Genomic DNA, 13,053 nt, shown 5'->3' with positions numbered 1-13,053 from the left:
GGGTTAGCAGTTCCTCGCGCGTGCCCTGTTCGACGAATTGGTCGGGCAGGCCGAGGTTGAGGGTGTGCTTGAGTATCTTGTGCTTGTGCAGGAGGGTGTTGACCGCGCTGCCAGCGCCGCCCTGGACGGCGTTCTCTTCGATGGTTATTAGGGTGTCGTGGTCTTTCGCCAGTTGCAGGATGAGTTCTTCGTCCAGCGGCTTGACAAAGCGCATGTTGGCGACGGTGGCGTTAAGCTCTTGCCCCGCTTGTTCTGCCGGGGCGACCATGCTGCCCCAGGCGAGGATGGCGATGCGTTCGCCTTGTCGTCTGATTTCGCCCTTGCCGATGGGCAATGCCGTGAGGTCTTTTTGCACCGCTTTGCCAGGGCCCTTGCCTCGCGGGTAACGCACCGCTGCGGGGCCGGGGTGGTTGAAGCCGGTGGTCAACATCTTGCGGCATTCGTCTTCGTCGGCGGGCGCCATTATTAGCATGTTGGGGATGCAGCCCAGGTAGCTGTGGTCGAAGCTGCCGGCATGGGTGGGGCCGTCAGGGCCGACCAGCCCTGCCCGGTCCAAGGCGAACAGGACATCAAGGTTTTGGATGGCGACATCGTGGATAAGCTGGTCGTAGCCGCGCTGCAGGAAGGTGGAATAGATGGCGACGACGGGTTTTGCACCTTGGCAGGCTTGGCCTGCGGCCAATGTGACGGCGTGTTGTTCGGCGATGGCGACATCAAAATACCGTTTGGGGTATTGTTCGGAAAACTTGACCAGCCCTGAGCCTTCGCGCATGGCGGGGGTGATGCCGAGCAGGCGTTCGTCTTGTTTGGCCATGTCGCACAGCCAGTCGCCGAAGACTTCGGTGTAGGTGGGGTGCAGCGAGGGCTTGCCTTTGGGCAGGCGGTCTTGGCTGGGGTCGAAGGCGGGTACGCCGTGGTAGGCCAAGGGGTCTTTTTCGGCCGGGGCGTAGCCCTTGCCTTTTTTGGTGACGATGTGCAGGAACCGGGGGCCTTGGATGTGCTTGAGGCTTTCGAGGGTTTCGACGAGCATGTCGACGTCATGGCCGTCGATGGGGCCGATGTAGTTGAAGCCGAGCTCTTCGAACAGGGTGCCGGGGACGATCATGCCTTTCATGTGTTCTTCGGTGCGGCGGGCCAGTTCCCAGACGCTGGGCATTTTGCTGAGGACTTTTTTGCTTTCTTCGCGGACGGAGGAGTACAGCTTGCTGGACAGGATCTTGGTGAGGTAGTTGTTCATGGCGCCGACGTTGGGCGAGATGGACATGTCGTTGTCGTTGAGGATGACCAACAAATTAGCGTCGATCGCCCCGGCGTGGTTCATGGCCTCGAAGGCCATGCCGCCGGTGATGCTGCCGTCGCCGATGATGGCGACCATGTGCTTGTGCTCGCCCTTGAGTTGGGAGGCGATGGCCATGCCCAGCGCGGCGCTGATGGAGGTGCTGGAGTGGCCGACCCCGAAGGCGTCGTATTCGCTTTCAAAACGGTTGGGGAAGGCGCACACGCCGCCCTGGGTGCGGATGGTGGTCATCCGTTCCTTGCGCCCCGTGAGGATCTTGTGCGGGTAGGCCTGGTGGCCGACGTCCCAGACCAGTTGGTCTTCGGGGGTGTTGAAGACGTAATGCAGGGCGACGGTCAGCTCGACCGTCCCCAAGCCCGCCGAGAAATGACCGCCCGAGATGCTCACGGTCTGCGTCAGGTAGTCTCGCAACTCCTTCGACAGGGACTTTAACTGGGATTTTTTTAGCTTCTTAACATCGGAAGGCGAAGAAATACGCTTTAATAGCGGATAATGACCTGAAATCTTCCCAATGGTATTAATTGCTTGCGATGAAACCACTTTAAGTGTCGAAGGCTGCACTTCGGCAATCACTTCTCCGGTCAAAATCGTATCCATTTCTCTACGTTTAGGCGACTGTTTCATAATGGTTTCTCACAAAGTTAATAGTTCAAACCAACGCCAACACTTACATCAGCACATCAATGGTCACGTTGGATAATATAAAGCGACAGGTCGCGCAGCAGATCCGCTTCGGCACCAAACACGCTTAAGCTGTCGATAGCCTTCTCATGCAATTCTTGCGCTTTTTGTTTAGCTCCCGCCATTCCGAGCAAGGCCGGATAAGTCGGCTTATCGTTTTCCTTATCCTTGCCTTGGGTTTTACCTAGTGTCGCGGTATCACTTTCTTCGTCCAAGATATCATCTTTAACTTGGAAAGACAGGCCGATACATTTTGCATAATTATCAAGTTTTATCGCCATAACCGGATCAATATCGGCTTTTGCCAATGTTGCCATGGTTACGCTGGCCCTGATCAACGCACCTGTTTTATGGATATGCATGATCTCGAGTTCAGGCAAGTTTAATTGCCTGCCTACGGATTCAAGATCAATAGCTTGCCCGCCCACCATGCCCTGAGAGCCACTGGCCTTAGCTAAGATAGTGATCATCTGCAACCGATTTTCCGCTGTGGCCAAGATACTGGCATCGTGCGCCAAAGTTTCAAAAGCCAATGCCTGCAATGCATCACCCGCCAAAATCGCCGTCGCTTCGTCATAAGCAACATGGCAAGTCGGCTTGCCGCGCCTAAGTCCATCGTCATCCATTGCCGGCAGGTCGTCGTGGATCAAAGAATACACATGAATGAACTCAACGGCACAGGCGATGCCATCAACAGCATCGGGGCTGATGCCCAACGTCTTCGCCGCACAATAGGTCAGCATGGGGCGCATCCGTTTGCCGCCGCCTAAGACGCAATAACGCATAGCTTCATGTAATTTTTGCGGCAGTATCTTTTCGCTGGGAAGCCGTATTTCCAAGGCTTGCTCTACCCGCTGCTGACAATATGACTGGTACTCTTTTAAGGCCTTACTCATCAGCAAAAGACTCCAAGACTTGGCTGCCGTTTTTGTCGATCAATATCTGCACTTTTTGCTCTGCCTCTTGCAAGGCCTTTTGACAGGCTCGGGTCAGTGTTACGCCACGTTCAAATGCCTGCAAGGATTCTTCCAACGAAACCTCACCACGCTCAAGCCGAACGACCAATTGTTCTAGTTCGGCAAGATCTTCTTCAAAAGAAGGCGAGGTTTTCTTTTTAGCCATGTTGTTGAAATGCAATAAAGCGACATATTGTTTAATTTCCACAACATTATATATGAAATTCACTTAGAAGCGACAAAGAAAAAAGGTTTTATCCTGGAATTTTGTGCGGCTTTAGACTGTGGGAATACTGTCTGGATACCTATAACTTATCTTTCTGATCTTTAACGATTTTGTTGGTTTCTGAAGCTATCAGCAATATTTTTTCAGATGGCTTGAGTTTTTTTATGGCAAACTCCCTTTTGCTGGCGGCGCTACGATTATGGCCGTCTTCGGCATAAACCACTTTAATGGGTTGCCGCCCACGGAAATATTTAGCGCCCTTTGCATTGCAATGCTGCCTAAATCGCCTAGGTAGATCCGTCGTGATGCCTGTGTATAGGGAATTATCGCTACACAGGATCATGTAAACGACCCAGTCCGCAGAAATGAGCGTCAGTTCTTGGCCCATAACATCCCATAGCCACCAGGAACGTGGCGGCCAGCCGACATGAATATTGAATACCGAATCGCCATACCCCTAAACAAGCTGATTCATCGTATCTGCACAACCAGCTTTACTTTTGCCAGGCTTTTCTCAATCCTTGTAAATCTGCTTATACCACGCCACAAATTCGTTAATTCCAGCTTTTAGGGTTGTGTTCGGTTTGTAATCAAAATCTGAGATTAAATCCGATACGTCGGCGAAAGTATCAGGGACATCGCCAGGCTGCAGGGGCAATAAATTTAGAATGGCTTTCTTACCGATAGCTTCTTCTAACGCTCCGATAAAGTCGAGCAAGTGCACTGGATTGTTATTGCCGATATTATATACGCGATAAGGGGCAGCACTTGTGCCTGGATCGGGATTCTCACTGGACCAATTGGAATTGGCTTGTGCCGGCTTATCCAGCACTTTGGTTACACCGGCTACGATATCATCGATATAGGTGAAATCACGCCTGTGGTTGCCGTAATTGAACACGTCAATCGGTTTATCTTGCATAATATTCCGGGCGAACAAAATCGGCGACATATCGGGCCTGCCCCAAGGCCCATACACGGTAAAAAAACGCAATCCTGTAGTCGGCAAGCCATACAAATGGCTATAGGTGTGCGCCATCAATTCATTCGCTTTCTTGCTGGCGGCGTAAAGTGAGACGGGGTGGTCAACATTATCGTGTACTGAAAAAGGCATACGGGTATTGGCTCCGTACACCGAACTGGAAGAGGCGTAAACCAAGTGCTCAACCGCGTTGTGCCTACAGCCTTCCAAAATATTCATAAAACCGACAATATTGGAATCGATATAGGCATGTGGATGGGTGATGGAATACCTAACCCCCGCTTGGGCGGCTAGATGGATGACCCGCTGCGGCTTCTCTTTGGTGAACAGGTCCGCTACGGCTTCCCTATCGGCAATATCCAGCTTGATGAACCTGAACTTGGGGTGATCCTGTAACAGGGCCAACCTGGCGAGCTTCAGGTTGACATCGTAATAATCATTCAGGTTATCGATGCCTATAATATCGTCACCGCGCTCCAATAGGCGGATTGCTTGCATGGATCCAATGAATCCGGCGCAACCTGTCAGTAATATTTTCAAACTTTTTTCTCTATTGCAGCAATTTTATAACGCCGACTCGTTTATCAACCGGACGCCTAATGACTGACTGGCCGACCGATGCAATAATAAGTCAGGCCAGCCGCCTTTAATTGTTTCGGTTCATAAAGGTTACGGCCATCAAACACGACCGCTTCTTTAAGTTTAAGCTTCAATTGGGCAAAATCGGGGCTCCAGAAGTTTTTCCATTCGGTCACAACACAAAGCGCATCCGCGTTTTCCAATGCTTCTGACTGGCTCTTGCATAACACCAAACCCGCTTTGCTGCCGTAGATTCTTTTTGCTTCTGCCAAGGCTTCTGGATCAAACGCCTGGACGGTCGCACCCGCATCAATTAACGCTTCCAATAGCACTCGACTGGGTGCTTCGCGCATGTCATCGGTTTTTGGTTTGAACGACAACCCCCATAAGGCAAAGATTTTTCCTTTAAGCTGTCCGTTAAAATGTTGATGAATCTTGCGAAATAAGACATGTTTCTGTCTGTCATTGACCCTCTCTACCGCACTTAAAAGTTCCGCCTGATATCCCAGGTCTTTAGCCGTCCTTTCCAATGCCTTGACATCTTTGGGAAAGCAAGAGCCGCCATAACCGCAACCTGGGTAGATAAAGTGGTAGCCAATACGGCCATCCGATCCTATGCCATTACGGACTTGTTCAATATCCGCACCTAAATGTTCGGCCAGATTGGCAAGTTCATTCATGAAACTGATTTTTGTTGCCAGCATAGCGTTGGCGGCATATTTGGTAAGCTCAGCGGACCGGACATCCATCGCGATAATGCGCTCGTGACTGCGGTTAAATGGCGTGTACAGCGCTTTTAAAAGCTCAGTCGTCCGAGGATTGTCGGTCCCAATAATGATACGATCCGGTTTCATAAAATCAGAAATGGCAGCCCCTTCTTTTAAAAACTCAGGATTGGAAACCACGTCAAACTCAATATCCGCCCCCCTATCAGCTAAAGTTTTTTGCATGAGGCTTTTGACTTTATCCGCCGTACCCACCGGTACAGTCGATTTATCGACAACGACACGGTATTCGGTCATGTGTTCCGCTATCGTTTTTGCCACAGACAGCACATATTGCAAATCGGCCGAACCATCTTCGTCGGGCGGGGTACCCACAGCGACGACTTGAAACAAGCCATGGTCAACCGCCATTTTTGCATCCGTGGTAAAACGTAAACGCCCAAACTGGTGGTTTTCTTTGACCATCTCTTCTAAACCAGGCTCGTAAATAGGAATAATGCCCTGATTCAGCTTATCTATTTTTTGCTGGTCAATATCCATACAAAGCACATCATTGCCGACTTCAGCAAGACACGTACCTGTCACCAGCCCGACATAACCTGTTCCAAAGATAGTAATTTTCATTTTGTAATTGTTCTATTTAAAAGGCTTTTAATGTTTTCGCAATTGACGAATGGCTTCTTAAAAGAAACAGTCTAGGTCAAAATTTGCATTGCGATTGCCGATCAATCAGCTTCGCCCAAATAATCAATTTTTACTTTCGCCAGGCTTTTCACGCCAATCCTTTTCGCAGCACCGTGAGACAGGTCGATAATCCTGTTGTGTTTAAAAGGCCCCCGGTCATTCACCACCAACATGATCGAACGACCATTATGTAAATTAGTTACCCGCACTTTGCTGGGTAACGGCAAAGTTTTGTGGGCAGCAGAAACACCCTCCGGGCTAAAATGCGCTCCCATCGATGTCTTCGACCCCGATTCCGAGCCGTACCAGGATGCTATGCCAACTTCACTATAGCCATCGGCGGAAAGCAAGGGATAGTACATTACGCCTTTGACTTGATAGGGTCGATTATAAGCTCGCTGATGACGGTAACCATAGGGGTATGTTTTATAATCCGGCGTGGTCAATTGTGGCGGATCTGAAGCGCAACCCGTTATCAAGCTAATCGACAGCATTGCTGCCCAGAAACAACCGGCTTTTACGTACCTACTGAACAAAAATAGTTGCTGATCCATCTTGCTTACCGTACAAACCACGCAAACGTCGCAATCACCTTACTAACATAGCTTAATTTTTAGCCCGTATCATACACACACGGGATTATTTATCAAACTAAAGTGATTTTCCACAGCTTAATGTTGGCAATGCTTTCCCTAGTGTTTGCGTTAAACCCACTGATTGATTAGTTGACCTTGATTCATCACCGGTGAAGAACCGGCGCAATCGCAGTCCCTCGCCCTAATATATTACTGCTGTGCCGAGAATAGGAACCGTAAGCTTCGTGCATTTTAGATATTTTTGGCTACCCATAAGGCCCCACCCAAATGCGGGCCGTTTTAAGCACGGATGACCAGCTCAAAAAGGGCTATTCTCCATTGCTGCGATTTCCCTGCCGATACCGGCCATATCGCAATTAGATCCGAAACCATTCAATATGACCCAGGTTGATACACATACTAAAAAAGCTGGGCGGGAAATCCCGCCCAGCCTTGATTGAAATAAGACAAGAAAAGCTCTTGAATCAAAGACAAATTCAGATCGCTTTTTTGCGTTTTCTCATTCCTAAGAGACCCATGACTGCACTGCCAAAAAGCCATGCTGCCGCAGGTAGCGGAACGGGGGCGGCAGACAAAGTACTGGTGAACTGTGAGTTGAAGAATCCTCCGGGTACATTGGTAATATCCGCCTCTAACGTCAACGAATAAAAGTTTGGGATTATCCCGCCAGGGCCAGCGGTTTGCTGATTGGAGTAAGCCCCTGTCGTAAAGGTTTGCGTGGTTCCTAATTGATTAGACAGTGCAAAGGGGTTGTTTCCCGTATCATAAAAATACTTAGCCGTGACACTTGCACCACCACTTTGTGTTCCACCCACATGAAGGTTAAATAAGCCGGGAGTCGGCCCATAGCCTGTGTCAGTCAAAAATATCTTCAGTGGCGAAGTGGGGGCTGTTGCCCCCGTAAAAGAAACATTGAACGATGTAAGGCTTAAAAGCGGAGAGGTTAATGTACTACCTATATTTGCACTAGACACAACATTGACCAACCAATTACCTAGCGATTTATTGATCGTATTGACACCTGCGAGGGCTGTTGTGTCACCGATTGCGTTATCACTAATCACAATCGGAGGGTTTGTTCCGTCGTCTAGCTTAATCACCAGGCTTGCTTGGCTTGTTAATGGAAAAATGGACAGCCCAGCCAAGGCAAGTACCATTTTTGAAAACTTTAAAGGCCTAACTTTCATTGTTATCTCCAAATTTTTTATCATTGGATTTCAAAAGTCGTCTCCGAATGCAATCTTTGCGAAAGGGTTTAACGAAAACGGATTAAATTCATTGCTGGCAGAACCACACATTTGGCCGAACTATTGCTTTCGTATCAAATACAGTGTTTTCGCATCCCTTGCCAGCAGCCATGACCCCACTTAAGTGGCCGAAATTTCTATAGGAAAGGAAGATTTTATGGCTAAGGTCCAAACAACATCCGCTAAGCTTGGGATATCCTTACCGTATTTCAAAAGCACAACAAACCACTCTTAGCGGGCGCATCATACCTCTGGAGCTATGTCTTTTGAGTGACAGGAATGTTAAGTTTGTGAGAAATGTAATACACCTGAATTTGGCTAATCAGTCAGGTGATTAGTTAGGTTTGGACGTAGTAGAAACAGGATTCCGGCCTTTCAAAAAGGCCATAAGGAATGGATAGGATGATCCAGGACGGTATTAACGATAATCGGGCCGATTATTTTCGGCCCGCTTTCAAATCCATAAAAATAGTCAGGCTGCGGTATATTTGATTTTGTTGTCGGTAGCCTTGTTAAATATAGTACCCAATACATTGACTTCCTTAAGCAACACAGCCGCCTGTTTGAGCTCTTCGGTTTTAGTATGTCCTTCTTCAACGACTATCAAGACACAATCCACATAAGGCGAAAAGCCAAGGGTGTCGGCCTGTGACAGCAAAGGCGGCAAGTCAAAAATGATGATTCGTGAGGGGTAGCGGTTTTTCAGTTCGTTCACTAAACGTATCATTTTGGGGGAACGCAGCATTTCAGTGGAATTAAGCATTTCTTTTCCTGCAGGCAGGACGACAAGCCTATCCATACTGGGATTGATCAATAATTCATTGAGCGGGGTGTCATGTGACAAATAATCACCAAGGCCAGCTTCCGCTTTGATGCCAAACAGATTGCAAACACTGGGATTTGTAAAATTGGCATCAACCAGTAAAACACTACGATTTAATTCCATAGCCATGCTGATGGCAAGATTCACAGCCGTAAGGCTATTGCCCGTACTATTTGTAGGGCTAGTGATAGCCAACGTATTCCAACTCATGGCATCCATAACCTGCAAGCAACGGGTACGTAACATTTTATAAGATTCAAGCCATTTCCCTGGCTTAAACCCGGTTATGACCCGATTTTCATGCAGATGTATGCTTTGGGTAGCTTGTACGCGGGTTTGTGTGTATTTATAATTTTCATTATCTATGAACAGTTTCTCTGGTTTATTAATAAGTTGGGGGGGGGTTTCCATGTTACTTTCCTCATTTCTTCCAAGGTTGTCATTTAGAAATTGCCAAGAATACGCAACAGTTTGTACCAAAACACATCAAGGGGCATGACGAGGAAATGGAAGCCGATAACAGACAAGGCAAACACAACCAGTACGCTTACCAGCAGAGCAATATGCCGCCTGGTAGTGGCGTCGCTTTCCTTCTTATTTTCAAGATAAGGAATACTAGACAACGGCGCTACGCCTAAGATAGCAGCGATGGTTTTTTCGTTATTGATGGTCGAACCTAACATTTCAGCCAAGTAAACAAAGCCAAATCCGCAAGCAAGCGCAAAAACTAAGCCCAGGAAGAGAATTGCCGGACGATTTGGGCTGATGGGTTCTAGCGGCTCTTGCGGTGGGTCTATAAGTGTAAAGCGTTCGCCCTTGCGTTGGATTTCAAGCTGCTGTGAAATTTGCGCCTCCATTTCCCGGGCACTCACTTCGCGATAGCGAATGTTGGCGTTGTCGAGCTCCTGGATAAGGTCGGTATATTCTTTTTCGACCACGGGCGCCTGATGCAAGCTTTTACGCAGGTCGGCCATTTTTTTGTTGACCTGATCGCGGGTATAGTCCAGCGACTTGAGTTCAGACCCTACTCCTTCTAATTGGGCTTTCAGGGTAATATAGGCAGGGTTATCAGGCAATACCGAAGAACTGGATATGTTGGTTTCCTTGGTAGCCATCATGGCTTGATGCAATGTGGCAATTTGCTTTTGCAATTTCAATACATCGGGGTGTTTTTCGGAATATAGCTTTAACAGGGAAGCCAACTCGGCCTTTTTGTTGGTCAGTTCGGCATTCATATCGTTAAGACCGGTATTGTTGCCCGACTGCTTTCTCAGCGAGTCAATTTCACGTTTGGCCTTGATCACATCGGGATGGTTAGCGGAATAACTGGCCACCAAGGAAGGGTATTCCGATTCCAGCACCTTAAGCCGGTCTTTCATGTCAAAGACACGATTGCCTGTGGCATTGGTGGCCATGGCATTGGGGTCAATCTGCGCCAACTCACCCTCAAGATAAAACTGGCGTTCACGCAACGAACGCTCTTGACTGTCAAGGCTAATCAGTTGTCCACTGAGCGTGGTGAGTTCCTGCTGGTTGAGCTGGCTGATCTGGGGTAATTGGTCTAGATTTTTTTCTTTAAACGTAGCTAATGTATTTTGTAATTGCTGGATTTTTTCCTTAAGGCGTCGCGATTCCTCGCTCAAAAAAAGCGTGGCGTTTTCCGCAGATTCGGTACGGGACTTGATGTTTTCTTTGAGGAATAGGGAGGTCAATTCATTTGCCACTTTTTGTGCCAATAACGGACTCCTATCATCAAAGGTCAATGTGAATGCGATGGTTGCTTTTGTCGGCGAGCCATTGCGTGGATCGATCACATCGGCGCTGATGGGTTCGATGACAATGCTTTTACGCATTTTGTCTAAAATGCGCTCTTCCGGTTTATTCTTGCGTTCATTTGAGTAAAGATCAAATTTCTGAATGATGTCCACGAGATTCGAGCGAGACATGATACGTTGGCTGATGACTTGAATACGCTGGTCCGCAAATGTTGTGACAGTGGAATGAACCAAATCAGAAGGTATTTCCTGTTCTTCAATGAGAATGGTTGCTACAGATCGATATTTCGAGGGCAATAAAACAGCAAGCACAATACTCAGTGTTGAGATCACAACAAACGGAAGAATTAAAATTTTTCTGCGCCGTTTGATTATTTTTAAATAATCATTGATCTCTAGAGTTTGATTTTCCACGCTATTTTACCTGACGGTTTATCTCGGGTTGATAAGAAAATTGCAGTTGGACAGTATTGCCTACGCTGGTTTGGTTACCATCCTTAAATTTTTGATCGCGATAGTTATACGATAAATCCAAATTTATTTCATTGGACAATTTCCAGTTAATATGGGGACTAATCATGTAACTTGTCCTATTGCTTCTATTGCTTCTATTGCTTAGGCTACTTGATTGTGCGGTTGATTCATAGGTTGAATAATTGGCCGTGAGGCCCGAAGTCCATTGCTCGTTAATCGTGAAGTTATTGGCAATAGATAGCTGCCTTTGCGTTAGCAGGCCTTGCGTGGTGGGCGTTTGGTTTTGTGACACCGACAGCAAAATGTCTCCTCTTTCAAAGGATTTTTGTATGGATATGGAAAAGATTTCGCCAATACTATTTTTTTTGCTAGTGATTCCCGAGGCACTCACAAACCTAAAGGGGGAACAAGGACTGTTAACCAATGAAAGTTCAGGTGCGCAATGCGGTTGTGTCGTCTCAACTTGGGAATAATTTAATCCGCCCGACACAGAAGCGACCAGGTGTTCATTGAAACTGTGTTGCCAACCTAGCTGGGCAATATGGTTATATGTGAGTTGATTTTGTAAAGATGAACTATAACGCGAACTGGAAAGGGTCGCATTCAGCTTGTCGCGCACCGTGTACAGATAGTCGTACGTACCTGATACCTGTTGGTAGTCATAATCGGTAAGGAAGCTATTGCTATTTTTATCAAAGGTCACTTTACTGTAGGAAAAACTCAGAGACAGTGCGCTTCGTTCGTCTAAAGCATAAGTAACCGTGGGTGACAAACCTATGCGCTTACTCATCACTTGCGCCTGGTTAAGATCGCCTGGGACACCGAGCACAGTCCCGTCATTGACAGTGTTTACTGAAGCTTGGTTGTTATACGAGCCATTCAACCCCCAGTTTAAACGATCATATCTGTGTTGATAATCTAAGCCAAACTGTTGCTCATCAACATCAAGTTGAGACTCATTATTGTAAAACCGATGATTCCACGTGAAATTGGAATTTAATTCTCCGGTTTCGTGACGCAGTCCGAAATTTAACCCAGGTGACAATATGCTCACCCAGTTATCCTGGATGGGTGTCTGACGCATAAAAAGATTAGTAGCGTACAGTTGCGAGGCCTTAAATACGGGGTCAACAAAATAATCGACAGCCTGACAGGTTAACGGGATACCGAGCGTCAATGCCGCTAAAAAGCTCTTTCTCATCTTAGCTTACTGAAGTGATGAAGCCCCAATCAAGGGACAGTAACGGTATCGCCGGGTTCCAATATGATATTTTGCTCTAGATGCTTACCCTCAACCACATCATCGTAATCGAATGGGAAGACCTTCACTACATTGCCCACGCGCCGAAGGACATGAATCGGCCCCCCACCTCCAAAAATGCCTGAAAAAGTCGAACCCGTATCCGCAAAAACAGTCAACCCACCCGCCAAACTGAGCGCCTGCATCACATCAATACGCCTGTTAACAGGATATACCCCAGGTTTATTGACCTTTCCGATAACAAATATTGTGTTGCCATTATTCTGGAGCAGCTTGACAGTCACCACAGGCTCGGCAATGTAATCTGCCAATTTACTTACAATTGAACTTTCAAGCGCAGATATAGGCTTGCCGGCCGCCATAACAGTCCCAACGAGCGGAAAAGTTATATTACCGTCTGGCGCAACCAACGCTTCCACTTTTTGCAGGCTTTCTTCTTTCCAGACTGAAATTTCAACTAAATCGCCTGGGGCGAGCAAGTATTGGTCTTCGCCTGATTGTGGATTGTCGATGGGTAGGGTTGGCTTTGGGTCAGCAAATGCTGGGGATGTCAATAAAAAAAGGTAGATTAAAAATATTGCTAATTGTTTCAAAATGATTACCACTAACTATATTAAGGAATTTGGACTTACCCTCGAATTTTTAAGGGCGGCAAACAACTGTCTTTGCAATTATAGTCGTGAAATATAACATAAGTAAGACATTTAAGTCAGATAAGCCAGATAAACGGAAAAATTATGTATCGGC

At 47.3% G+C, this 13,053-nt stretch carries 12 protein-coding genes; all 12 read right to left on the bottom strand.

The window, feature by feature from the left end:
• Positions 1-1,894 (bottom strand): 1-deoxy-D-xylulose-5-phosphate synthase (dxs, locus tag MGMO_RS00285; RefSeq protein WP_082458214.1); only part of this gene is annotated, 1,894 nt, incomplete at its 3' end.
• 83 nt (positions 1,895-1,977) lie between these two features.
• Positions 1,978-2,874, bottom strand: coding sequence for a polyprenyl synthetase family protein (locus tag MGMO_RS00280; RefSeq protein ID WP_023492999.1), 897 nt, complete (start codon positions 2,872-2,874; stop codon positions 1,978-1,980).
• Positions 2,867-3,100, bottom strand: a complete 234-nt coding sequence (locus tag MGMO_RS00275) for an exodeoxyribonuclease VII small subunit (RefSeq protein ID WP_036306313.1) — start codon at positions 3,098-3,100, stop codon at positions 2,867-2,869. The genes MGMO_RS00280 and MGMO_RS00275 overlap by 8 nt, the downstream gene beginning before the upstream one ends.
• Positions 3,101-3,239: 139 nt before the next feature.
• Positions 3,240-3,548, bottom strand: coding sequence for a GIY-YIG nuclease family protein (locus tag MGMO_RS00270; RefSeq protein WP_023492997.1), 309 nt, complete (start codon positions 3,546-3,548; stop codon positions 3,240-3,242).
• A gap of 126 nt (positions 3,549-3,674) precedes the next feature.
• Positions 3,675-4,682: an NAD-dependent epimerase gene (locus MGMO_RS00265; RefSeq protein ID WP_023492996.1), complete on the bottom strand. Its 1,008-nt coding sequence runs from the start codon at positions 4,680-4,682 to the stop codon at positions 3,675-3,677.
• Positions 4,683-4,738: 56 nt separating this feature from the next.
• Complete coding sequence (locus MGMO_RS00260; protein WP_023492995.1) at positions 4,739-6,070, bottom strand: UDP-glucose dehydrogenase family protein; 1,332 nt, start codon at positions 6,068-6,070, stop codon at positions 4,739-4,741.
• A 101-nt stretch (positions 6,071-6,171) separates the two neighbouring features.
• The gene (locus tag MGMO_RS00255; RefSeq protein WP_036306297.1) at positions 6,172-6,684 is read right to left on the bottom strand and encodes a septal ring lytic transglycosylase RlpA family protein; all 513 of its coding nucleotides are present in this window, start codon (positions 6,682-6,684) and stop codon (positions 6,172-6,174) included.
• 518 nt (positions 6,685-7,202) lie between these two features.
• A complete protein-coding gene (locus MGMO_RS00250) occupies positions 7,203-7,913 on the bottom strand; it encodes a hypothetical protein (protein WP_023492993.1) in 711 nt (236 codons plus the stop codon).
• Positions 7,914-8,445: 532 nt separating this feature from the next.
• Complete coding sequence (locus MGMO_RS00240; protein WP_023492992.1) at positions 8,446-9,207, bottom strand: CpsD/CapB family tyrosine-protein kinase; 762 nt, start codon at positions 9,205-9,207, stop codon at positions 8,446-8,448.
• Between the two features lie 32 nt (positions 9,208-9,239).
• Entirely contained in the window at positions 9,240-10,985 is a 1,746-nt protein-coding gene (locus MGMO_RS00235; protein ID WP_023492991.1) for an LPS biosynthesis protein, read from the bottom strand.
• 1 nt (position 10,986) lies between these two features.
• The gene (locus MGMO_RS00230; protein ID WP_023492990.1) at positions 10,987-12,246 is read right to left on the bottom strand and encodes a TonB-dependent receptor; all 1,260 of its coding nucleotides are present in this window, start codon (positions 12,244-12,246) and stop codon (positions 10,987-10,989) included.
• Between the two features lie 29 nt (positions 12,247-12,275).
• Positions 12,276-12,899: a polysaccharide biosynthesis/export family protein gene (locus MGMO_RS00225; RefSeq protein ID WP_235557197.1), complete on the bottom strand. Its 624-nt coding sequence runs from the start codon at positions 12,897-12,899 to the stop codon at positions 12,276-12,278.
• Positions 12,900-13,053: the final 154 nt, after the last annotated feature.

The sequence above is a fragment of the Methyloglobulus morosus KoM1 genome (assembly GCF_000496735.2).
GTDB classification, from domain to species: Bacteria; Pseudomonadota; Gammaproteobacteria; order Methylococcales; family Methylomonadaceae; genus Methyloglobulus; species Methyloglobulus morosus.
The sequence above is the reverse complement of the archived record's forward strand: the minus strand, read 5'-3'. Positions and strand labels throughout refer to the sequence as shown.

Coding starts and splice junctions, on each gene's coding strand:
- MGMO_RS00230 (WP_023492990.1), bottom strand. CDS start 12,246: ATGAGAAAGAGCTTTTTAGCGGCATTGACGCTCGGTATCCCGTTAACC.
- MGMO_RS00255 (WP_036306297.1), bottom strand. CDS start 6,684: ATGGATCAGCAACTATTTTTGTTCAGTAGGTACGTAAAAGCCGGTTGT.
- MGMO_RS00260 (WP_023492995.1), bottom strand. CDS start 6,070: ATGAAAATTACTATCTTTGGAACAGGTTATGTCGGGCTGGTGACAGGT.
- MGMO_RS00270 (WP_023492997.1), bottom strand. CDS start 3,548: ATGGGCCAAGAACTGACGCTCATTTCTGCGGACTGGGTCGTTTACATG.
- MGMO_RS00275 (WP_036306313.1), bottom strand. CDS start 3,100: ATGGCTAAAAAGAAAACCTCGCCTTCTTTTGAAGAAGATCTTGCCGAA.
- MGMO_RS00240 (WP_023492992.1), bottom strand. CDS start 9,207: ATGGAAACCCCCCCCCAACTTATTAATAAACCAGAGAAACTGTTCATA.
- MGMO_RS00250 (WP_023492993.1), bottom strand. CDS start 7,913: ATGAAAGTTAGGCCTTTAAAGTTTTCAAAAATGGTACTTGCCTTGGCT.
- MGMO_RS00280 (WP_023492999.1), bottom strand. CDS start 2,874: ATGAGTAAGGCCTTAAAAGAGTACCAGTCATATTGTCAGCAGCGGGTA.